9 protein-coding genes are annotated in these 24,446 nt (G+C 64.2%); 6 read left to right on the top strand and 3 right to left on the bottom strand.

The window, feature by feature from the left end; all coding sequences use genetic code 11:
* The first annotated feature begins 238 nt into the window (after positions 1–238).
* From AB870_RS10485 to AB870_RS10460, 6 genes are all read left to right on the top strand, one after another.
* On the top strand, positions 239–5,077 hold the full coding sequence (locus AB870_RS10485; protein WP_047907955.1) for a Tc toxin subunit A: 4,839 nt from the start codon (positions 239–241) through the stop codon (positions 5,075–5,077).
* A 24-nt stretch (positions 5,078–5,101) separates the two neighbouring features.
* A complete protein-coding gene (locus AB870_RS10480; protein WP_047907954.1) occupies positions 5,102–9,541 on the top strand; it encodes a Tc toxin subunit A-related protein in 4,440 nt (1,479 codons plus the stop codon).
* Positions 9,542–9,713: 172 nt separating this feature from the next.
* Positions 9,714–10,733, top strand: coding sequence for an IS110 family RNA-guided transposase (locus AB870_RS10475; RefSeq protein WP_047905322.1), 1,020 nt, complete (start codon positions 9,714–9,716; stop codon positions 10,731–10,733).
* Positions 10,734–11,059: 326 nt separating this feature from the next.
* Positions 11,060–13,774, top strand: coding sequence for a hypothetical protein (locus AB870_RS10470; protein ID WP_071386861.1), 2,715 nt, complete (start codon positions 11,060–11,062; stop codon positions 13,772–13,774).
* A 4-nt stretch (positions 13,775–13,778) separates the two neighbouring features.
* Positions 13,779–18,380, top strand: a complete 4,602-nt coding sequence (locus AB870_RS10465) for a SpvB/TcaC N-terminal domain-containing protein (RefSeq protein WP_047909060.1) — start codon at positions 13,779–13,781, stop codon at positions 18,378–18,380.
* Positions 18,377–21,223, top strand: a complete 2,847-nt coding sequence (locus AB870_RS10460) for an RHS repeat-associated core domain-containing protein (RefSeq protein ID WP_053059658.1) — start codon at positions 18,377–18,379, stop codon at positions 21,221–21,223. The genes AB870_RS10465 and AB870_RS10460 overlap by 4 nt, the downstream gene beginning before the upstream one ends.
* 30 nt (positions 21,224–21,253) lie before the next feature.
* On the opposite strand, the gene AB870_RS10455 is transcribed toward AB870_RS10460, so the two are convergent.
* The 3 genes from AB870_RS10455 to AB870_RS10445 form a co-directional block, all read right to left on the bottom strand.
* Positions 21,254–21,679: a F0F1 ATP synthase subunit epsilon gene (locus tag AB870_RS10455; protein ID WP_047907952.1), complete on the bottom strand. Its 426-nt coding sequence runs from the start codon at positions 21,677–21,679 to the stop codon at positions 21,254–21,256.
* A 140-nt stretch (positions 21,680–21,819) separates the two neighbouring features.
* Positions 21,820–22,872, bottom strand: a complete 1,053-nt coding sequence (locus AB870_RS10450) for an Ldh family oxidoreductase (RefSeq protein ID WP_047907951.1) — start codon at positions 22,870–22,872, stop codon at positions 21,820–21,822.
* A 26-nt stretch (positions 22,873–22,898) separates the two neighbouring features.
* Positions 22,899–24,389, bottom strand: coding sequence for a DASS family sodium-coupled anion symporter (locus AB870_RS10445; protein WP_047907950.1), 1,491 nt, complete (start codon positions 24,387–24,389; stop codon positions 22,899–22,901).
* Positions 24,390–24,446: the final 57 nt, after the last annotated feature.

Here is a 24,446-nt window from a genome sequence, read left to right as displayed (position 1 = left end):
TTATTTGAAAGAAATATAGTTATTTCAAAAAAAGGACGCAAGTCGAATCGCTTCAGGGTTTACCTCAAGCGGTTGCACCTCACGAGGCCGAGCGCAGGTGCGGCAAGGGACCTGTCAACGTTGACAGTTGTTGGCGTACGCCCAACCGCCGACGATGGCACTGCGCATTTACGCCGTTCAAGTCTGATTCGGTGTCGGACCGTGCCACCGAGAGCGTGGCGATCACAGGGAGATTCCGATGGCGCGCCAACCGAAAGCCGCGTCCTCCGCGTCCTATACGAGCCCGCTGCTTGAGCGACTGACGACGACGCATTCCGACGCCGCGCGCGAGGCGGCAAGAACCGCGGCAGACACCGTGGCGCTGGGCAGCCTGTCGGTAAGGCAACTGCTCGACCGGCACCCGGGCCTGCATATCGACGAGGCTCGCGTGCTGCAGCAGCGCGCCGCGGCGGCGGCCATCGTCGTCGCCCGGCAGTTCCGGGAGCGCGAACTCACGCGCAGCGAACGGAAGTCGCCCGACTTCGTCCCGGGCTTCGAAACGCTCACTCACGGACCGCAATACAGCAATCTGTTCGACGAGGACTGGGCGGCAATGGCCCGCCCCCGTGCCATCGAGGCACGTACCTCGCCCGTCGCCTATCTGCTGACGCTGTACCGGCGCGCCCGCGCAATCGAGACTTCGGGCACGGGCGGCACGTTCAGACTCAAGCTCGACGAGCGCCGCCCGGACATTGCCGACGAGATCATCGACGAGAAGGCGTTTACCGAGGAGATTCCGGCGTTGTCCGTCTCGACGCGCGTGCTGGAATACGCCATCTCCGCATACTTGAAGGTGCTCTCGGGTGATCCGGAGGAAGCACCGGACATCGATCTGGCGATGTCCGAAGTGCGCTATCCGATGTCAATGCCCTACGAGCATTGGGCGACACAGATCCGCGAGATCCTGGCGCTCGCCCGGGGACAGGTCCTCACACTCGGAGAAGTCGCCCGGCAGGTCGATCCGGGGTATCACTACTTCGCCCATCGGATGATGCAAACCAGTTGGGGCGACAACGCCATGCGGCTGAGCTTGCCGGTTGGCCCGGCGCGTCAGAAATTGCTCACTGCGCCGTTCTTCTCGGGCACCGGATCGGGCGAGGACGATTCCCGCTTCTATCGCGAAACGTATGGCGTTGGCGGCTTGCCGGAATTGGTCGACACTGCGGTGTTCTGTGCACGAACCCATACGTCGGCCACGCACCTGGCCCGTCTGTTCGCTGTCCAGTCCGCCGCGCCGGTGGCCTCGGACAATGTGCCGGACCTGCCGCCTGCGAGTGCCGCCGCCTTTGGAGCGGTCTACCTGAACGCCGCGCAAACTCCGGCGATTGCAATCGAGGCCGGCGCGCCGCCCGCACCGCTCCGGTCCGAGGCACGGAAGGAAGGCCCTGAAGGCGAGGCCGAGGAAACAGCCGAAGACGTGGATCCTCCCCACTACTTCACCGAGCTGACTGTCAATCGTGCGGACAGAATCCATCGGGTCATCCGGCTGAGCCGGTGGCTGGACATCGGCTATCCGGAAACCGACCGTCTGATCATGGCTGCGCATATTGCGCAACATCGCTCGGGCGCGCCCGCGATTACCACGAGCACGTTGCGCGCCCTTGGCGTCTTTTGCGACTTCCGGGCGCGCTATGACGTCACGGCGGAAGATTTCGCCGCGTGGATGAGCACGGTCGCGCCTTACGGGTTGCGCGACGACGCCGGACCTTCGCAATTCGACCGCATCTTCAACGAGCCGCGCACCCACTCGATGCCGCTGGTGCTCGATGGCGGGCCCATCGAGACCGGCATCGGTTTCGACCAGGCGACCGGCATGGCTGCGGCCCAACACATCGCCGTGGCCCTCGGTCTGGATCCGGACGAATTCGCCTACCTCGCGCGAACCATCTCGGCGCAGATGCAAGGTCGTGTGCTCACGCGATCGCTCGATGTCGTGTCGGCCTTTTTCCGCATCGCCAGTCTTGCGCGCTATCTCGGTCTATCGCCGACAGTACTGCTTGGGCTGCTCGAAACGCTCGGGCTGGACGGCACTCCCATCGTCGGCCAAATGGCCGGCACACCACGCATCCACAGCATCCCCACCATTGGCGACACCGATTTCCTGAGCGCCCTGGTAGCGGCCGAAGGATGCGTGAGATGGTGTCGCGACAAGGCGATCGACATCGCGTGGATGATTCGGCACCTGCGCCCGCCATCGACGCCCGACAGCGCGGGCATGCCGGAACAGACGCTCATCCAGAGCCTGCGCAATCAACTCTCGAGCACGCGGATCACGCTCGGTCAGTTGTACGAAGCCGGCATTCCGCAGACGATATTCGTGCCGGTGACACCCGGCGGCCCGGACCAGGAAATCACGCCCGAATGGCTATGCCAGCTCGGCGACGTCGTCGATCCGGAAGGCATCGTGCTCGACGGCGTATCGGGAACCGACGAGGACTTTGCATCGAGCGCCGCCGAGATTATCCGTGACGCCGTAAGCGCGCTTTTCATGGGCGAAGTCAGAGTCTGCGCGAACGGTCTTTCGTCAGGCTTCACCCGCCTGTCGAAACCTGTCAGGAACGACGACATCCCGGCAGAAAAGCGCCCGCTCATGGAGCAGATCATCGCCACGCTGGGCGCCATCGTCCTGCGCTCGCGCGCCGCCCAGCGCGCCATCGTGGAAGAACACGTCAGCGGCTATCTCGGTCTCGCGAGTGAGCTCGTGCTGCCGCTTATCGACTGGGCCGGTCAAAGCGCGTACGAAATTCTCCGCTGGTCGTGGAGCACGCCCCCGGTGCCGAGCGCGACGATGGCGCGCCGCCAGATCGACGCCATCCTCACATGGTCGCAAGCGTCGACGCAAAACGGCCCGCCGAGGCAGGCCGAAGGGTCCGAAGTGATGCTCCAGCGACTGAGCGAGCTGCGCCGACAGGCCGAAATCGTCACGCATTTCTCCCTCGATGGCGCCATGCTTGCCATGCATGCGCACAATGCCCGTCTGGGTGAGTCCGGCGGGCGCAATGCCTTCGGATTCGCGCCCGCGGCCAAAACCTTTCGCGACTTCTACTATCTTCAAACCTACCGCGATGTCGTCGAGCGCGGACACGGCTCGCCCGCCGACCTGTTGACCTATCTCACGTTGATCAATACGCCCGGCATCGTCGACGAAGACGCCATCGAGGTAAACGACGGTTACGCGAGACTGATGCGCGATGCGGCGGCCGGCCGTGTCGCCTCGCTCGTCGGCGCAGGCGCGCGCGATGTGCTCGACGCCGCCCGGATCGTCAGCCCGCTGGGCATCATACGTCAGCTGACCGAATTCACCGGCCTGCTCCGGCTGCTTCATCTCTCGCAAGTCACCGGGTTGAGCATCGTCGCCCTCGACCGGTTGGGCCAGCTGACCGAAACCGGAACGGTGTCCGACTACCGGCAAGCGGCACAGGACGCACTCGCGTGCATGAGCGTGTCCGACGACGCGAACGCGTCCGGTCAGCGCGAAGTCACGCCGGAAGTCGGCCAAAGCGCGACCAGCACCTGCACCGTCTCGAAAACGGTGCTGGTCGCCAACGACGACGACGCGGACAACGAGGCGCACTACGCGCTGACGATTCGCGATCTGGCAGGGGCACCGCTGGCGGGCATCCCGGTGCGCTGGTCTCAGTCCGGGGCCGGTGTGATCCAGAGCGAGGCGACGACGACGGATGCCGATGGCGTAGCGCACCTCACGCTGTATCCGGGACTTGTCATGGGCATGGCTTACGCATTCGCCACGATCGGGCTGGACCAGCGCATCGCGTTGCCCGCCGTGCGGATCGACTGCGACGAAGCATCGCTCGAAGTCTACGACGACACCGATGCGTTGCCGCCCGAAGAAAATCTGGCCGGAGAGCGCGAACTGGTCCACCTCCATGCCTACGTCAAGGATAACTACGAGAACATGGCGATCGGACGTGAAGTGCGGTGGGATATTGCCGAGGGCCCGGGACGTCTTCTGCGCACCACGAGCTTTACGGATCAGTACGGATTTGCGCATAGCGCGATGGTCAGCCGCGAGACCGGCACAAGCACCGTGGTCGTGCGCTACAACAACTCCGCCGCCACCTTCACCAATATCAATTTCGTCGATCAGCCTTTCATCGACAGCAGTTTCGGGATCCGGGCAGTTTCCGCGCAACTCGCCGGCGGCGAGGTCACCGTTCTGTGCCGGGTGCTTTCACTCACGGGCGCACCCGTGCAAGGGGAAACGGTGGTCTTCACGGTCGACGGCGAGAACGCCGGCAGCGCCGAGTCGGAATCGGACGGTTACGTCCGGCTGAGTATCGAGCCGGCGGCCGTCGGCACCATCGTCGTCGGTGCATCGCTGCACGGCCGCCACGTGCAGACGCCGCTCGATATCGTCGGCGGGCCGGTCGCTTCGCCCATCGTCGCGCTCCATCAGCGAGTCGTCCAGGATCCGCAGAAGCTCGGCCACGTGGGCATACTCGTTCAGGCGAGCGAATTCCCCGAACCGGCAGAACCCTCGGGTGAACTGCCGCCCATCGCGCATATGGATGTCGCGTGGGATCGTCAGGACAGTCTCGACGTGGTGGTGCCTACCGACCTGTCCGGCCACAGCCGCACGTCTGCGTCTCTTGCCAACGCGGGCACGTATACGTTTACGGCAACACCAACGGGGCTGACGCCCATCGCCTTCACGGTAACGGTCGTACCGGTCCCGCGCTGGACGATCACGCTCGACGGCGTCGAAGTCACCGACCGGCTCTCGTTGCGCGTCGGACAAACCTATGTCCTGCATGTCGCGCCGGCCAATGGTCAGGACCACCTGCTCGACCAAGACGTACTCCTCAGTTGGGAAGGCGCCAACCCGACAGGACAGGGGTTGCTCGCGACGCCGAGCTACATGCAGATGCGGGAAATGCCCGCAGACGGCCTCCGGTGGACGCTCGAATGTACGCGAGAGCCATCTGAAACCGCGCGTTTCGCCATCGGTGTGAGACTGGTCGATCCCTATCACGTCCATTGGATGAATGTGCGGATATTCCCCGCTGCGCCCCTCTGAATCCCACCGCCCCGGAGCCTCGCCATGAGCGAAGACATTCGTGCGATGTACGGCGTATTCGCCAAATCCCGGCAACAGGCGCTGATGGATTTCTATCTCGGTCAGATCGTGATCAACGCCGAAATCGCTCAAGGGGCGCCGGTCACGAGCGACGACCTGAATCGCTATCAACTGCTCGACCACGATGTCGAGACGGCGCCGTCGACTTCGGTCGTCGGCGAGTTGATCGCATCGCTACAGCGCTACATTCACGCCGTCTATGCCGGGGAGGAACCCGGCTTTTCCGCACCGTTCGACCCGGACGACGTTGCCCATTGGCGCGAGTGGGAGTCGCGATACGACGTCTGGGCCGGCGTGGAGCAGTTGCGATCGTATCCGGAGAACTACATCGATCCGACGTTGCGCATTCGCAAGAGCGAATTCTTCAGGACGCTGGAGAGCGATCTCGGACAAGCGCGGCTGAACGAAGACCGCGCACGCGTGGCGATCCTGTCGTACCTGCGCGCCTTCGAGCATGTCGCCAATCTCGACGTCATGAGCGGCTACATCGACGGCACGGATCGGCGCGACGCCCCGTATTACTTCATCGGACGCCATAAGGCATCGCCGGGACAGTTCTACTGGCGGCGCGCCGACGTCCGGCTCGGGCAGGGGCAGACCTATCTGAATCCGAGCGCCTGGGACGAGTGGCGGATCATCGGGGCAAAGATGTCGGGGGATGTGACGCATATCCGGCCCGTTTGCGTGAACGGGCGACTTTTCGTCGTGTGGGTGGAGCGCGTCGAGACCCCCCTGGCGCCACCGACCGGGGTCCGCAATTCGGTGTGGCACTTCCGACTTCATTATTCGTTCGCCGATCTGAACGGCCTGTGGGCGCCGTCCACCTTTGTGAGTGAGGTCGAAGCGGCCCCCGACACGCCGTTTCGTCTCATTGCCATCGGCTTCGATGCCGACCTTCCGAACGAATCGTCGATGGCTATCGCCCTCATCGGGCCGGAAAACGGCAATGTCGACCGGTTTCACGCATGGGACGCGCTGTTCAACCCCGTCCCCCTGACCGACGACCGGCAGACCACGCTTCGCACTCTCGCGGAGCAGCGCTTCGTCAGTTCGCTCGTCTTGCAGAACCGGTTCCCCAGCATCGAGGCCATTTTCGATCCGAACCGCTACTACGTGAAGGAAATCGTCGTCACACCGGAAACCAGGGCAACGCGGGCCGACGCCCGAATCGCCTCGGAGCTTTCGCTGAGCGCGCGATACTTCGTGACCGGCGACGGTGAAAACGTGTCGGGCAACCTCGACGTCGAGGCGACGTGCACCGCCGTCGTCAACGACCTCGATTTCCGTTCCGGGCGATTCGTGCTCAAGTTCCGATGGATAACGGGCCGGGTGCACGACGCCGCCGTCATTCGCTTCGCGAAACAGCCGGAGGGCACCGTCACCGCGACGGTGCAGCCGATATTTCCGCTGCTGCGCGTCGCGCAGATCAGAACACCGTCCGGACGCGACATCACCATGCAATGGGATCCGCCGAACGGCATGCACTACAAGTTCTTCACGCTCTTCGACGCCGACGTGACAGCCCTGGATAACGCGACGGAAGCCGAATTTCAGGAGGGAGCGGGTTTTCAGGTCATCGACCTCTCCCTCATCGGGTTCCCGACGACGGAAGAACACTTTCGCGGCGACAGCTTCTCCGGCATCCCCCGGCCGAAACATGCCGATTTCACGCTGTTGTACGAAGGCGCACAGGCGTGGCGCAAGCGGCTCGTGATGAACGGTGGCATCAAGGAAAAGTCGACCCATTCGCTGGGGAGCAGCGGCGCCATGGAGCATGTATTTTCGTTCGGTGCCGTCGAGCCCCCGTCCTGGCGAAACACCTACAAGGTTGTGCTCGCCGAGGACGTGCTCGATCCGCCCGAGATCGTCAACGCTCAGGGGGGCGGACAGTTTCTTGCGTTCGACGTCAGCGAATTGACGTCGAAGTACGTGCTGCTGAACACGGTCTTCACCGGAACGCTGATTCAGCGGGCTTCCATCTCCCTTGAACGAATGCTCGACTGGGACGCGCAGAACACCCGCGAGCCGCCTCGCCCGGATAAACCTGACGAGGCGGACGTTCTGGATTTCAACGGCGCCAACGGGCGATATTTCTGGGAGATCTTTTTCCATCTTCCGCACCTCGTGGCATACCAGTTGCGCGCCGAGATGAGTTACGCGGACGCATTGCGCTGGCTGAGCTTCATGTTCGACCCCGCGCGCCCGGTCCAGCCTGCACAGACCGAGACGCCGTCGTATTGGCGCGTGCGGCCGCTCGTCGAACAGGGCGATGCCAATCACGAAATCTCCGCGCCGGCCGACCCCGACGCCATCGCGTACAGCCGCCCCGTGCATTACCGCAAGCGCATCTTTCGCGACTACGTCGAGACGCTGATCGAATGGGGCGACATGCTGTACCGCCAGATGTCGCGCGACAGTTTGACCGAGGCGAAGATGCTGTATCAGCGCGCGGCACGCATGATGGGGCAAGCCCCTGACTTCGAGAGCGCTCCCCAGTGGACGCCGGCGTCGCTTTCGACACTCGACGAGCAGCACGACTCGCTCGTGTTCGCCGACATCGAGGCGAGCTTCACCGACGAATGCCTCGCGAATCTGGCACGCACGCCCGGAGGCCCGGTGGGCGCGGATCTGCTCGCGCATCCGGCATTCCGGCTGCCGTTGAATCTGGACCTGCTCACGCTATGGGAGACGATTGCGTCACGCCTTTTCAACCTGCGGCATTTCCTGAGCATCGACGGCAAGCCGCTGGACCTGCCGCTCTACGACACGCCGGTGTCGCCGAAGGACCTCATGCGGGCTCAATCGGGGGACGGCGGCCGGCATCGTCGCGACACCGCGGGCGGGCCGGTCGTGCTGCCGTTCCGCTACGCCACGATCCTGCCGCGTGCGCAGCAAGCCGTTCAGACGCTGTGCCAGTTCGGCTCGCTGGTGCGTCAGTACCTTGAGCAAGGGGATCGTGCCGCGCAGGAGGAGATCGCGCAGCAGCACGTCATCGAGATGGGGCAGTTCATTATCCGGATCCAGGAGGAGATGATTACCCACGCGCAGGCGGTCCGCGACTCGATGCTCGCCTCTCGCGAGAGCGTGCAGATGAGGTACGACTACTACCGGCGCCTCTATGACGAAGACCTCTCGTCGCTGGAAATCGCGTCGAACAGCAAGCTGGCGCTTGGCCGGGCGCTCGGCCATATGACGGAACTCGGCGTGCTGAGTGCGGCGATTGCCGACTCGGCACCCAACATCTTCGGCCTGGCAAACGGGGGACACCAATGGGGTGCGCTCGGCCGTGCAGCCGTCAAAACGATGGAGACCAGTTCGAAGCTGCTCGGTATGGAGTCGCAATCGCTCGACCGCACGGAAGGTTTCCGCCGGCGCAGAAGCGAATGGGGATTCCAGCGGGACATGGCCGCCGCCGAGATGCGCACACTCGATACCCAACTGGCCGCGCAGGACGTACAGATTCAGGCAAGCCGCACATCGTTGTCGCAGCAAACCCGGGCGATGGCGCAGGCCGAGGAAATGTACACGTTTCTGACGCAGACGCGCGGTAGCCGGGCATCGCTATTTCGCTGGTTGCATAACCGCATGGCGACGCTTTACTTCCAGGCGTACGACGCGACGACGACGTTGTGCCACGCCGTTCACGCCGGGTGGCAATACGAGGTGGGCGACTACGAAACCCATTTCATCGAGCCCGGCGCCTGGCTCGATGGCTACTACGGCCTTACCGCCGGGGAATCCCTCTCGCTGGCGCTGCTCAAGATGGACGCCGCCTATGTGCATCGCCTGGAGCGTGCGCTGGTCATCAAGAAACACATCTCGCTGCGCGAACACCTCGGCGAGCAATGGGAAGACGGACGAAACGAACTGATCCAGACCGGCAAGCTCGCGTTCGAACTGCACAGCCGGGTGTTCGATCTGGACCATCCCGGCCACTATCTGCGCCAGTTGCGACGCGTCTCCGTCACCGTGCCCGCCGTGATCGGGCCGTATCAGACCCTGAACATGACGCTCACGCAGTTGGGGAGCCAGATCGTGATAAAGCCCGACATGGCGGCGATGCGATACGTCTACAACCCCAGCGAAGGCGATCCGGCCTATGTCCGGCAGAACCTGCGCCTGACGCCCCAGGTCGCCGTATGCACCGGGCTCGACGACGATGGTGCCGGCATGCGCTTCGCCTTCGACCACGAGCGTTACGAACCCTTCGAGCGTATGGGCGCCGTGTCGACATGGCAGATCGCATTCGCGCGTCACAAGTATTCGCCGCACGTCGAGGTACTCAATTCGATCACGGACATCGTCATTCACATCGAATACACCGCTGTGGACGGCGGCACCCAGTTCGCAACGGACGTCGCAACCGAACTGCTGGGTGACGAAGACGAGGCCCACGGGGCATAAGCCGGCAGGCTTATCGCCGACTATTGTGCAGCGCTCCGATATGGGAGAATGAAATGAACGCGTCCCACCCCGTGACCGAGTGAGCAAAGGAAGGTGGATCCTCACGGGCCAACGGCATCGATGTGCCCAAAGTGGAAAATACGAAGTTTTCCAAAGCAACCGGAGGATCCGAGTGAATTGTACGGCAGTGGGTGTAGACATCGCGAAAAGTGTGTTCCAAGTGCATTACGTCGATCAGGAAACTGGCGAGATCGTGAACAAGCCGATCAAGCGGGCAAAGTTCCTTGAGCATTTTGCGAACCGAGCGCCGTGCCTGATCGGGATGGAAGCGTGCGGTGGTGCGCACCACTGGGCCCGGCAACTCGCGAAGCTGGGCCACGAGGTGAAGCTGATGCCGGGGGAGTTCGTAAAGGCTTTCAACATCAGGAACAAGAGCGATGCGGCTGATGCGAAGGCGATCTGGCTGGCCGTGCAGCAGCCGGGCAAGCCGGTCGCAGTAAAGACCGAAATGCAGCAAGCCATGCTGGGGCTGCACCGGATGAGACAGCAACTGATCAAATTTCGCACGATGCAGATTAATGCTCTGCGAGGGCTGCTAACGGAATACGGTGAAGTGATGGGCAAGAGTCGGGCGAAGCTCGATAAGGAAATACCCGCTGTGCTCGAACGGATTGCGGAGCGTTTGCCTGCCGTGCTGATCGATACGTTTCGCGCGCAGTGGAACGGACTGGAGAAGCTTGATGAGCAGATCGCTGAGATCGAGCGTCGGATGCGCGAGTGGAAGAAAGAGGATAAGGCGGTCAAGGCCATCAGCGAGATTCCCGGTGTTGGATTACTGACGGCAACAGCAGCTGTCGCGATGATGGGAGATGCGAAAGCGTTCAGTTCGGGACGAGAGTTTGCCGCGTGGGTTGGGATCGTGCCGAAGCAGACGGGTTCGGGCGGCAAGGTGAACTTGCATGGCATATCAAAGCGCGGCGACACATATCTGCGCACCCTGCTGATTCACGGTGCACGATCTGTGCTGACGCATGCGAAAGAGCCCGGTGAGTGGGTCGAACAAATCCAGAAGCGGCGGCCAAAAAATGTCGTAATCGTCGCGTTAGCCAACAAGATGGCGCGAACGATCTGGGCAGTTCTTGCCCATGACCGGCAGTACCAGAAGGGATACGTGAGCGTGAAACCCGTCTAAACGGGCAGCGCTTGCGTAGAGGATTAACGTTTAAACACAGGGTGAACGTCGAAAGGTTGCGCAGCAATCGAGTGTGATGACAAGCCAGGTAGGACCGGGACTCGCTAAACCTGAATGATGCCTCGAGCTTTGAGCTCGCCGGGAGAATGAGGTGCGAGTCAGCGAATTTCATAGGGGCCCGCAGCGACTGTACCGACTGCATCGAGGCCGGATATAGAGCTGCAGCCCATCCTGTCTATCAAAACACGCGAAAACTGTTGCAAACGGGACGCGTTCATATAGACATCATGACGACACCACGCAACCGCCGGACGGGACGAAATCTCGTGCCCTACGGCAATCTGGGTAACGACTGGAAGCAAGGCTGGACCAATGTGCACGGCAATTCGGGCGTCACTCACCGTATTGTGGACGGCGTGCGCACCTATCTCGACATTTCGCTCACGACCCTGATCTCGCAGCGCATGCCCATGCCGGTCGATCCGGCATACCTCACGCAAGAACGGACGGGATACCGGCTGCATCTGACCTATCAGCCAACCGAGAGCCCCTTGCCGCCGCCCCCCAATGCGAGGTTGTATTGCCATCCATCGGGCGAATTCACCGAGCTGCCGCTTCCCGTGCCCGGAAAAAGCGTGCCCGGCATCGCAGCTCCCTGGCTCACCGCCGACGAGGCATTTCAGCCGGGCGCTGACGATACCGAACTCGAATTGCACCTCGCGTCCGGCCGTCAGCCCGACGGCACGGCCCCCGAGGACCCGCCACCGGACGACGATCCGGAGCCCGAGTGGCCCACGCGGCCCGGCGAGGTCCATATATCGGGCGCGTCGATGCAAGTGCCGGACGACCACGGCGTGTCGGTGCGCCTGTACCTGAACGCGCTGGCACTTCACGACGCACCGCTGCCGATTTCAATGGACGGCCGCACCCCGCGGTGGACAGTCGACGGCCGGCTTCCGGTATGCATCGGCGCCGGGCATAGGCTGACGTTACCCGTCGACGAAGCCTGCGGATGGCTGGCAAGTCCGGACGGCCGATTCCCGGGCTCACCCGCCTACGCGTACTGGCAGGACGCAAACGGGGCCGACGCGCAGGGGCTCACGCTCACGCCGACCGAACCGGTGGCCCCGGACGACGACGCCCAGCCGGTACAGGCGCCGTGGATGCTCGACTGTGCCGCAGACGCCGACGAGGGCGTGCCCAACAGTGTCGCCATCGAGAGCATTTACGACGCGCCCGTCCACGCGATCGATTGCGTCACCGGTCACTTCAAGGTCAGGCTGGCACCCATCGATTTGCCCGGCTACTGGCCATGCATTCCGCTCGGAGAAACGGCCGACGTGCGTGTTCGTGTCTTCAACGTCGTCACGCAGGGGCCGGCCGCAGGCGCGAGCGTCGACTGGCACGCGGACGACAAACCCATGGGCACGGTCCAGGCCGACGAAGACGGCTGGGCGCAGATCGAGGTCGCACCGGCCGCTCTAACGACATCGATCCGCGCATCGGCGGACGCCCCTTACAACGACGCCGCCTTCGTCGAGACGGCTGCACTGCGTGCCATCGATTCGATGCCATGGGAGAACTTCGAACTTTACTGGGACGGCCGGCGCGTCAATCCGGCCGAAGACGAACTCATCGTCCAGGGATATGACGTCCCTCATACGCTGATCATCAAACCCACGCCGACGTCCGTGTCCCTGGACCGGAACATCGCCCTGAACTACGTCGCCGCCGACACGTCGCGTGTCCCCGCGTTCGAGGTGACCCCGCCCGTCGACGTCGAGAGACCGCTGGGCATCGACGGCCTGAGCTGGACGATTGCCGCGACCGAGGAAGCCGGCGTCGCGCCCTACCGGTTCCTGTTCGAATGCGAGCCTTGGAAGTCGCAGTTCACGGTGAACGCACGGGTAGACACGCTGACCCATACGTTGCGTCTGGACGCCAACGATTACTCCCCGGCGCCGGACACCATCGTCATCGGCAGCTTCCATCCCGCGGGCGGCGACGTCTCATTCTCGATTCAGGCCTTGTCCACGGTCGACGGAGAACCGCTCGCCGATATCCCCTGCACACTCGCCGATCTCGTCCCGGATGACTCGCTTGCCCCGGGCCCGGACGCGCCGGGATTCCATCTGACTCCCGCGATCGGCACCACGCTGCGCACCGACGCGCACGGCAGGATTTACATCAAGGGTAGCTACACCTTCGCCAATGGCGTACACACCGGCTACCCGGAAGACGCGACGCTGACGATCACCTCCGCTGGCGCAAGACCGATACCCATCCGGATTCAGTTCCGTTCGCCGGCCCAGTCGGGCGATCATTTCCGCTACGCCAACCTGTATCCAAGGGTGGTCAATCCACCCGTCGCCGAATTGCTCGCGCATTCGATGCTACAGGTCTCCTTCGCCGCGAAACCGTTTCATGCCGCCGTCGAGCCCGGACCTTCCGATGCCCTCGAAATCACGGTCCAGTTGCGCGACGGCACGGCGTTGGGGCCTTTCACCGCCCCAGTGACTTTCCATCGTATCGATGCACAGCAGGTCACGATTTCCGCCACGCTGCTGGAGGATCTGGGCCCCGCGGACTATGCGCCCGTCGAGACTGTCCGGGTGCGCTTCGTCGGCGCCGTCGGCGAGGCATACTTTCTTGCCGATGCGTTCGCGCCGCAAGACCCGACTCTGCTCGACCGATGGGGCGACATCCCCATCGAACCGTGCCACTACTGCCCGAAAACGCTCGGTACCCTGCTCGAAACGCTCGTGGTCGGCTTTGGCAACTATCTGCCCGATGACACCGAACCGGGGTACGAGTTCGAGTTCGAGGAACCCGCCGGGGAGCCGTCGCGCGTCGAGGAGCCCGACTACAACACGGTCTATCTGCCGCTGCTGGGCCTGCTGCCGAACGACAGCTATACCGTCAGCGTGTACCGGCTGGTCGATGGCGTGAAGCGGTACCTCGTGCACAAGCAAGCCGTGAGTTGGGTCACGTCGCGGGGCGATGATGTTTCTCCGCCGCACGCCGCCGAACGGCTCGGATGACGCGATGGATAGTCCGGACGCCCCGCTTACTGTCGCGCCGCCCGCCCTGCCGAAGGGCGGCGGTGCGATTCATGGCATCGGCAACACGCTCGGCGCCATCGGGGTCACCGGCGCGGCGACCCTCTCGGTCGCTTTGCCGATTTCCCCCGGCCGGGGATTTCATCCCGCCCTCGCGCTCGACTACAGCAGCCAGTCGGGCAAGTCCGAATTCGGTCAGGGCTGGCACATCGCACACGCCCGAATCGCGCGTCGCACCGGCAAAGGCACACCGACGTTCAACGACGGCCCCGCAAGCGCCATTCCCTCGGACGAACTCGTCGGCCCGGATGGCGAGGTGATCGTGCCGGAGGTCGACGCCGACGGGCAACCGGTGCGCCGCACGCTGCATGAATTCCGAGGTGCCGCACTTGCACAGCGCTACACCGTCGTTCGGTATTTCCCTTGCGTGCTCACCGGAGCGGAGCGCATCGAGTCCTGGCGAGGCGAGGACGACGGCGAATGGTTCTGGATCGTGCACGACGCCAATGGCACCGTACACGTCTACGGGAAAGTGACGCGCACGCACGCCCCCGCGACCGGTGGGGCATCTCCGATCGGCCGCATCGCAGAATGGTGGCTCGACGAATCCGTCGCCGTGAATGGCGAACAGATCCGCTACGACTACGCGCTAGACGACGAACACGACACGGGCGACGACATGGCGCCGCATCGGGCCGACGCGGTGTACCTGCAACGGGTTCGATACGGCAACGCCATCGCAAGCCCGATTCCCGGTACGCTCGCGAACGCGGACCCTGGCCGCAACGACAGCAGCAACGATATCGGACCGTGGCACTTCGAGCTGATCCTCGACTACGGCGAGCGCGATCTCGGCCTTGAAGATACGCCGCCCTACGAGCCCCAACGCGCGTGGCTCGAACGCGCGGATCCGTTTTCGTCTTTCGCATTCGGCTTCGAGATCAGGACACGCCGCCTGTGCCATCAGGCGCTCATGTTCCATCGCTTCGACGAACTCGGGCCGGCACCGGTGCTCGTGCGTCGCACCTTGCTGGAGTATGAGTCAGGTCGCGTGTGCACCCCATTGAGCGCCATTCACGAAATGGCTTACGACAAGCACGGCGAGACGACGTGGTCCGCGCCGCTGGAGTGTTTCTACCGCCCGTTTCAAATTCCCGGGGAAGACACGGCATTCACGCCATTACCCGCCCTGCCCGGCCTGAACGACGGCGAGGACTATCAACTGGTCGATCTGTATGGCGAAGGCATCGCCGGGATTCTCTATCGCACGCCCGCGGCGTGGTTCTATCGGGAACCCATGCGCGCAGATGTCGACACCGGCGGCGACAACATCGTCTACGGACCGGCGCAGCGACTGGAACACATTCCCCCGGATCACCCGGGCGTCCCGCTTCGGCAATCGCTCACCGATCTGAATGGCGACGGCCGACTGGAGTGGCTCGTCGCGCAACCGGGTTTCGCCGGATACTTTGCGCTCGATGCCGAGCGTCGCTGGTCGGCGTTCGTACCGCTGGCGGCCGTACCGACCGAATTCCTGGCGCCAGGCGGCCAGTTCGCCGATCTTGTCGGGGCCGGTCTGCACGACTTCGCGCTCATCGGCCCTAACAGCGTCCGGCTATACCCGAACGCCGACGGGCAAGGCTTCGGCGCACCGCTGGATGTCGCGCAGGACACCCGGCTTCCCGGGCTGGGCGACGGGCGCCGTGAACTGATTGCCTTCGCGGACCTGCTCGGCTGCGGGCAGCCACAACTGGTATGCGTGCGCCACGACGCCGTGACGGTCTGGCCCAGCCTCGGCCGGGGCCGCTTCGGCCCGCCGCGCGCGTTTGCCGCGCCGGCGTTCGACGCCATCCAGTTCGACGCCGGGCGCATTCGCCTTGCCGATCTCGACGGGTCCGGTGCGGCGGACATGATCTACCTGCAGCGCGATCACGCCGAGATCTATCTGAACGACGGCGGCAACGGCTGGCGCGCCGCGCGCGAGGTACCGTGGCCCGAAGGCGTGAAGTACGACCGGTTATGTCAGGTGAGCGCCGCCGATCTGACGGGCAGCGGTTGCGCCAGTCTCGTCCTCACCGTGCCCTACATGACCCCGCGCCACTGGCGCTGCGACTTTGCCGCGCAGGGCAAGCCCTATCTGCTCGAAGGGACGAACAACAACATGGGGCTGGCGTCGACGACGCGATATCGCAGTTCCGCGCAGGAGTGGCTGGACGAAAAAGCCGAGCGCGCCGCCGGGCCAACGCAGGGCGGCGCGGCGGCCAGCGCCATCCCGTTCGCGCTTCCCGTCGTCGTCGAGCGGCGTCAGCTCGACGAGATCACCGGCACCGAATTGCGCCAGCACTTCCAGTATCGACACGGCTACTACGACCCGTTCGAGCGCGAACTCCGGGGCTTCGGCCTGGTGCTGCAACGCGACGCCGAGCAGCCTGCGCAAGACGCGCCGCCCGAGGACGGGTTCACCGCCCCAACCTTCACCCGCACCTGGCGGTTCGTCGGCCACGACGACTTTGCGGATGACGGCGATCACCCCGGCTTCGACGGCAGCGACCCCGCCGCTCTGCCGATGGGCGATACCCTTCGCTGCCGATTCGAGGCCGAGGGCAACGTCGACGTACCGGCCGACGACTGGGCGTCGTGGAGCGCACCAATGCGTCGCGACATGGCACGCGCCTTGAGCGGCGCCATTCGCCGCGTCGAAGTCTTCGGGCTGGACGACGCGAACAACGCGCCGTACACGGTCTCGCAGACGCGCTATCTGCTGCGCCTGATGCAATCGCCCAACGCCTATGCACACCGCAGTGTCGTGCGAGCGCTCATCGCCGAACAACGCACGCATCATTACGAGCGTGCGCCGGAAGACCCACGATGCGATCACCATCTCGGCCTGCGCTGGGATGCCAACGGCTCACCGCTGCACCACGCCCTCGTGCACTACGCGCGACGTGATGCGCAACCGCTCTCGAACCCGGCCGCCGCCACAGCACCGACCGACTGGCAGGCGCAATGGCGGCAAGACGCCTACGATGTCGCGCAACGCACCGCCTATGTCACCGAGACGCGGGCCGCGTGGATCGATATCGACCGGGACGACGTTTGGCGTGCAGGCATGCCGTGGCGCACGCGTACCAACGCGCTGGCGTTCTTCGAGAATGGGCTGGCGCCGGCCGACGTCACCTACGAGGCATTCGTGGCGGAGGACGGACCGCTATCCGGCGGCGACGAGCGCGAGATCGCCGGGTTGTCGGAAACGCACTACGTGACAGACGACGACGGCGAACCGCTGCCGAGCGGGCTCGTCGCCTACGAAGCGCTCGCCGAGCTGGACGCCGCCGCGCTACGCGCGTACGACGGTGTCATCGACGAATCGACGCTGCTAGCCGAACTTCAGGCCGCCGGCTATCACGAGATGCCGGTGTTTCTGCCCGACGAAGCCGCCACGTTGCTCGCCGTTCACCGTCGATGCGCCACCTTTGGCCCGCTTGCCGATTTCCACCAGATGGCGACATGGCGCGAGACGGATACGTTGGGCGAGACGACGCTCGGCTACGACGCTTACCGGTGCGCCAACGTTCGGAGCGTCGCCCCCGACGGATGTACGACACAGGCGCGCCTCGACTACGTCACGATGCTGCCTGAAAATATCGTCGATCCGAACGAGAACACGCATGAAGCGCGTTACGACGGATTCGGCCGCCTCATTGCAACGTCGTTCCACGGCACGGAGCGCGGCGCCCCGGCCGGCTTCATGCCGCTATCGGATTACGTGCGTGAAATCACGGACACGGACGAAGCCATCGCATCCCCACAGGCGGCGTTGCAGGACATCGGCAGCGTTTGGTACTACTCGCCACTGAGCTGGATGGGCCGGGTCGACGCCGGCGTACATGCCATGAGCGCATGGATCGCCGGTCGATGGGTGATGCCCGGCGGGCAGGTGCGCGCCAGCGCACGCCGCGCGGCGCAAACGATGGTGTCGACTTCGGCGGCGTCGCCTCGTGCCGAGGCCGTGGCTCCGGGCGCCGGCGCGCCTATGTATCCCGCCATGCCTGCGGACGTTGCACGAACCCTGCTCGACGCCGAGCGTCGTCCCCCGCACGCCCTGTGTCTGCTCGCCGACAGGTATCCGGACGATGCGCAACGCCAGATCCGCATGCAAATCACCGATTCGGACGGCTTCGCGCGAATCCTGCAGGAGAAGTTCCGCGTACCGGCGGGCGATGCCTGGAAGGTGCTCGATGACGGATGCCTCGCGCTCGACCCGGACGGCCTGCCGGTCGTCGAACCCGCCGACCCGCGCTGGCGTGTGAGCGAACGGGTCGAGTACAACAACAAGGCGCTTGCGGTGCGCGTGTACCGCCCGTACTTCGCCTCATCGCACCGGTATGTTCGCGACGAGGCCTTGCGGGGTACCGCGCATTACGACCGGCATTACTTCGACCCGCTCGGGCGACCGGCGATGTCCGTCATGGCCTCGGGCTTTCTGACACGTACGACGTACGGTCCGTGGCACACGGTAGTGGAAGACGAGAACGACACCGCACATGAAATCACCGGCGCTCTCACCGCCCCCGGAGCCGGATCATGACGACCATCGCCGACGATGCCACCGTGCGGCGCTGCGCCCACACGCCGACCGTGACGGCGCTCGACGCCCGCGCTCTGATATGCCGCACCGTTCGATACAACCGTGCGTCAGGAGACGACGACATTGCCCGCTACGTGTCGCGGCAAACCTGGACCGTGCGCGGCCATCACGAAAGCAGTACGGACCCGCGCGGCAGCGACGCCCATCAGGACACGCCGGCCAGCACGCCGAACTTTCGTTATCACCGTTCATTAAGCGGACAACCTCTGGCCGTGCATAGCGCGGACGCCGGCGCACGTTTCGCCATCTACGACGCCGCGCGCAACATCGTCTGGCAGCAAGACGGTCGTGGGCAGCAGATCCGTCATACGTACGACGCGCAGGGCCGGCCGCTTACCGTTACGGAACAACGCGACGACGCGCCGCCACGCACCACCGAAACACTGATTTACGCAGACGCGACCGGAACGCCCGATGACAACCTGCGCGGCCAATTGATCGCGCACTGGTCGCCCGCGGGTCTGACGTCGACACCGCGCTACAGCATGACGCAGTTGCCGCTCGACACCGACCAACGATTCCTGCGCGACGACGTGCCCGAGAGTCACTGGGCGCCCGGCGAAGAAGACACATGGCCGCGCGATCTCGATGCACAGACCTGGACGACGACGTGGTCGCTCGATGCGCTGGGCAACGAGACGGGACACACGAATGCCTCGGGGCACAGTCAGCGTTTGCATTTCGACGTTGCCGGCCAATTGTGCGCCGGCGAATTGCAGATGGCGGGCAGCACCGCATGGCTGCCTGTCCTTCGCGCCGTCGAATACGCGCCTTCCGGACTACCGCTGCGTGAGGACGTGGCCAATGGCGTCACGACCCTGTATGAGTACGAACCGCAGACGGACCGTCTGAGCCACGTGCTCACCACGCGCCCGGCCGCGCCGGGACGGCGCGTCGCGCTCCAGACACTCGCCTACGTCTACGATCCCGTGGGCAACCGCGTCGCCATTGAAAACACCGCACCGGCGGGCGGCCGCGCGCGGCAGCGACGCGTCGATCCGGAAAACCGTTACACGCTCGACGCGCTGTACCGCCTGATCGAAGCCACGGGTACCGAGGACGCCAGTCTCGGCCAACAGGGCATGTCCGCCTACGCGCCCGGCCCGTCGTGGCCGTCGCGCGATGACCTGACGCCCTATACGCGCACTTACGACTACGATCGTGCCGGCAATCTGGTCTCGATGCACCATAAAGGGAGCGTGCCCTTCACCACCGAAATGGTCGTCGCGCCCGCGTCGAACCGCGCCGTCGTGCAGACCGGCGATATCGCGCCCGACGAGGTCGACGCGTTTTTCGACGCATGCGGCAATCTGCGTGAGCTCGATCCCGGGCGGCCACTGACGTGGAACTGCCGGAATCAGTTGCGACGTGTGGCTCAGGTGTCCCGGGCGGCCACGACCACCGCCGCCGCCGACGACGACGACGAAACGTACTGGTACGACGCCGACGGTGCACGTGCGACGAAACTCACCCGGTCCTTGACGAGCAGGACTACGCGACTTGTGCGCGTGCGTTATTTGCCCGGGCTGGAGCTGCGCCAAACGGAACAGATTCCCGACGGCGCGACACAGGCAACGCCGGTGGAGACGCTCGACGTCATCAGGTTCGAGGCGGGTGGCCGGGCTGGTGTGACAGTCCTGCACTGGCAACTCGGCAAACCCGAGGGCATCGCGCAGGACGCATGGCGTTTCAGCCTGAGCGACCATATCGATTCGACGATTCTGGAACTGGATGGCAATGCCGACATCATCACGTTCGAATCGTATTTCCCGTTCGGCGGTACGGCCTACGTCAGTGCACGAACCGAAATCGAATCGGCGTACAAATACCGTCGTTATTCGGGCAAGGAGCGCGACGCCACGGGCCTCTACGCCTATGGCCAGCGCTATTACGCGCCGTGGCTCTCACGCTGGATCAACCCCGATCCCGCCGGGCCGCTCGATGGATGGAATCTCTTCAGCATGGTCGGCAACAATCCCGTCAATCGGCGCGACGTCGATGGGCTGATGACCGAGGACCGGGCCGCGCGAATTCTGCAACGCGGCTTTCGACGGCTCACGCAGTCTTCGGCGCGCTCGCTGCGTCGCCCCGCGACGCGTGCGGCGTCCACCACGGGCGACGAGCCCGGGGCAAAGCGCGCGCGGCTTGCATCGGAACAGGCGCCGGACGCCGGTGACGGAATTCGCCGGTTCGGTCCGTACAGGAAAGGACTGACGCACGAGCTCGACACGGTCGTTCTGGCGGAATCGCGCCCACTGACCAGTCTGGAACCGCCGCTGGATCCGCCATTGCGCCAAAGCGATATGGACGCCATCCGCGACAGAAACCTGCTCTCGGGCGGTCTCGACTTGCAGGCCATACACGTACGTTCGGGCAACGTGGAGCAGCACGTGGCCTTCTATGTCGACGACGACCGCAAAACCGCGCGTACCCTGGATAACAAGATTTTCGTGGAACTGATGACCCGGTACGATCCGTTCCGGATCCGCTCGGACCACGAGACGATCAGCAGTTGGAAATCGCGCAGAAAAGGCGACCGGTTCGTGCCGATCCAGAACATTCTGGACCAGGACAACGCGGGCGCGATGGCGCGCAATCCCGAGAAAGAAGGCCCGATCAGAGCCGGCATCCTGGCGGGTAACTACATCCCGCCGATTTCGGTGATACGGATGGTTGGAGGCAAGAAATTTCGGCTGCGCGACGGCAGAAACCGGATGGTCGTCGCCCGGGAACTGAATCTCACGCACGTGCCTGTCGACGTGTACGAGAGGCCACGTGACTAGCCACGCGCGAGAGGCGCCGACCCGGCACCGTCAGCGCGACTGCTTTTGCTTACGCATGCGCCGGATCGCCTGCAACTGCGCCACCGCTTCGGCCAGTTCGGCCTGCGCCTTCGCGTAGTCGATGTCGCCGGTCTGCTGCTCCAGCAAGGCCGCGGCCGCTTCGCGCGCGCGCTCGGCGCGCGCCTGATCGAGGCTCTCGGCACGCATGGCCGTATCGGCCAGCACCGTCACCCGGTCGGGCTGGATTTCCACGAAACCGCCAGCGATGTACAGGAATGTCTCGGTGCCGTCCGCCGCTTCAATTCGCACCGTGCCCGGACGCACGCCGGACAGCAACGGCGTGTGACCCGGCAACACGCCCAACTCGCCGGCCGACCCGGGCACTTCCACGAAGCGGGCCTCGCCCGAGAATATCGAACGCTCGGTACTCACCACGTCCACCTTGAGTAAAGCCATGTGTTTCACTTCTCCCTGCGATACCACGTAAATGGCGAGACCGGCGAATCTCGCGCCCGCCCGCCGAGGCGCGGCCCTCACGCCCTTGTTTATCGTATGGCCTGCATCGCGTGGACACGTTGCCCGCCGTGCCCTGTTGCCTACAACGTGCGCGGTGTCGCCACCCCGAGGTCCGTCGCCATCTTCAGCAACGACTCCCAGATCGGCGTCGTCAGATCGATATGGTCGTGGTGCTTTTTGCGATTCTCCGCTTCGTACTCGCCCGGATACTGCACACGGTCGAAACCCGGCTGCGGCGGACACGACGTCAGATAGTCGATGAACGCCTCCACTTCGTGCGAGCGCCACGTGGCGGCGAAATCGACCTGCGGGTTGAGCACGATGGCGAACATGTTGTTTGTCGCCACGCCGGCCCGCGGATGCTCCGGCTGGATCGTGCCGCCGCCCGAGAGTACTCCTGCGAGCAGTTCCGTCACGATACCCAATGCATAGCCCTTATGCCCGCCGAACGGCAGCAAGGCGCCGAAAGGCTCGGTGAACAGGACATTCGGATCGGTGGACGGATTGCCGTAGCCGTCGATCAGCGACCCCGGGGGCGCCTGCTTGCCCTCGGCCGCCAGCACGCGCGCCTTGTTGATGGCAATGGCACTCGTCGCCATATCGACGACCAGCGGCGGACGATTGTTCGGCAGCGGTCCGGCAAAACACAACGGGTTCGTCGTCAGACGCGGCTCGCTGCCGCCGAATGGTGCGACCATGGGTTGCCGGTTCGTCACGTTCGTGAACGCCATGAAGACGAGCCCCTGATGCGCCGCCATCTCGCCGTACTGTCCCATACGGCCGAGGTGATGGCTGTTGCGCAGCGTCAGGATCGCCACGCCTTTGTCGAAGGCGCGCGCTATCGCACGTTCGACCACGAACTTGCCAACGTGCTGACCGAAACCGCGATTGCCTTCGTACAGCAGCAGATTGCCGTGGTCGGTAAGCACGCTTGGGCGTCCGTTCGGATTGACCTGATCGTCCTCCAGTACCTTGCGATACGTCGGCAGAATCGACAGACCGTGGCTGGCGTAGCCGACGCGGTCGGATTCGACCAGATGTTGTGCGACGTCGAGCGCGATGTCGTCCGGCACGCCTTGTGCGCACAACAGTTGCTTGCCGAAGTCGACGGCGTCTTTCAGGGGGATTCGCATGATGGCTCCTTGTTCGACGGTACGCGTTACAGCCAGCCCAGCCAGCGCCAGTACGTCGCGGCGAAGACCAGCAGCAGGGCGTAACCGACGATGGTCACGACGATCCCGACCTTCGCGAACTGTTTCGCCGTGAACGTATCGGTGCCCAGACACACCATGTTTTGCGGTGCGTTGATCGGCAGAATGAACCCGAAGCTCACCGTGAAGCCCAGCAACATCGTCATGCCAAGCCGGTTGAAGTCGCCCGGCAGCGTTTGCAGCACCGCGATCAGGATCGGCAGCATGGCGGACGTCAGCGCAGTGGCGCTGGCGAAACCGAGGTGAATCAGGATCAGGAACGCCGCCAGAATCGCGAAGATCCACAACGTCGGCAACGAGTCGAGACCGGTCGCGGCAACGACGTGATTGCCGAGCCACTGCCCCGCCTGCGTCGTCAGCAATGCGGTGCCAAGACTGATACCCACCCCGAACACGATCACCGTGCCCCAGGGAATGCGCGACTGAACGTCTTTCCAGGTCATCACGCCGAAGCGCGGCAACATCAGCACGACAAGGCCGACGTACGTCACCGAGGTCGTATCGAAGCGATGCAGCTTGCCTTCCGTCGCCCAGAACAGCAGCAGACCGATCGACACGGCGAGCAGGCGCTTCTGTGCGCTCGTCATCGGGCCCATCTCGCGCAATTGCGCTTCCACGGCTTCCTTGCCGCCGGCGATGGCGTCCGCCTCGGGCGGCATCATCCGGAGCACGAGGACCACGAGTACGACCGACATGATGATGGCCCACGGCGCACCCGCCATCAGCCACTCGGCCCATGTAATGCGGTCGCCGAGCATCTTGTCCATGAACCCCACAGTCAGCAGGTTTTGTGCGGCAGCGGTCTGAATACCGACGTTCCAGATACTGGTCGCCTGCGCCACGATGATCATGACGCCGGCGGCGATGTTCGAGCGCTTGTCGACGCCGAACGCAGCGATCACGCCCATCATGATCGGTACGACACAGGCACTGCGCGCGGTGGCGCTGGGCACGACGAGCGAGAGCAGGATGGTGACGGCGACCGCACCGATCATCACGCGGCGCGTGCTCGTGCCGATCTTCGAGAGCGTGACGAGTGCGATGCGCCGGTCGAGCCCGGTGAGCGTCATGGCCGCGGCAATGAACAACGCGCCGGCCACGAGCGCCAGCGCGGAGTTCGAGAAGCCCGCGAGTGCCATGCTGATCGCGCGCGACGTGCCGTACTCGACGCTGGGGTCCTGCACCGTCGGCGCGGTACCCACGAGAAACGCCATCAACGAAGTCACGATGATGGCGCTGGCTTCGTACGATACGGCTTCGGTAATCCAGACGACCACCGCGAATGCAAGGATGGCCAGCATGCGGTGCCCGGCGACCGGCAGGTCGTCGGGCATGGGAATCAGGAGCACGGCGATCATTACGACTACACCGGCAATCAGTCCGATGGGAAGTGCTTTCTTCTGGGGAGGGCTTTGCACAGAAACGTCAGGCGTGCTCATAAGGGGGCTCCAGAACGGAATGGCATGCCGGCAGCCGGCATGTCTTGAGGAAATGCC

Source organism: Pandoraea faecigallinarum (genome assembly GCF_001029105.3).
GTDB classification, from domain to species: domain Bacteria; phylum Pseudomonadota; class Gammaproteobacteria; order Burkholderiales; family Burkholderiaceae; genus Pandoraea; species Pandoraea faecigallinarum.
Note: the sequence above shows the minus strand (reverse complement) of the source record. Positions and strands in the feature narration are given on the sequence as shown.

Bases quoted from the DNA above. Each gene is read 5' to 3' on its own strand.
- AB870_RS10485 (WP_047907955.1), top strand. From the start codon at position 239: ATGGCGCGCCAACCGAAAGCCGCGTCCTCCGCGTCCTATACGAGCCCG.
- AB870_RS10480 (WP_047907954.1), top strand. From the start codon at position 5,102: ATGAGCGAAGACATTCGTGCGATGTACGGCGTATTCGCCAAATCCCGG.
- AB870_RS10465 (WP_047909060.1), top strand. From the start codon at position 13,779: ATGGATAGTCCGGACGCCCCGCTTACTGTCGCGCCGCCCGCCCTGCCG.
- AB870_RS10460 (WP_053059658.1), top strand. From the start codon at position 18,377: ATGACGACCATCGCCGACGATGCCACCGTGCGGCGCTGCGCCCACACG.
- AB870_RS10455 (WP_047907952.1), bottom strand. From the start codon at position 21,679: ATGGCTTTACTCAAGGTGGACGTGGTGAGTACCGAGCGTTCGATATTC.
- AB870_RS10450 (WP_047907951.1), bottom strand. From the start codon at position 22,872: ATGCGAATCCCCCTGAAAGACGCCGTCGACTTCGGCAAGCAACTGTTG.
- AB870_RS10445 (WP_047907950.1), bottom strand. From the start codon at position 24,389: ATGAGCACGCCTGACGTTTCTGTGCAAAGCCCTCCCCAGAAGAAAGCA.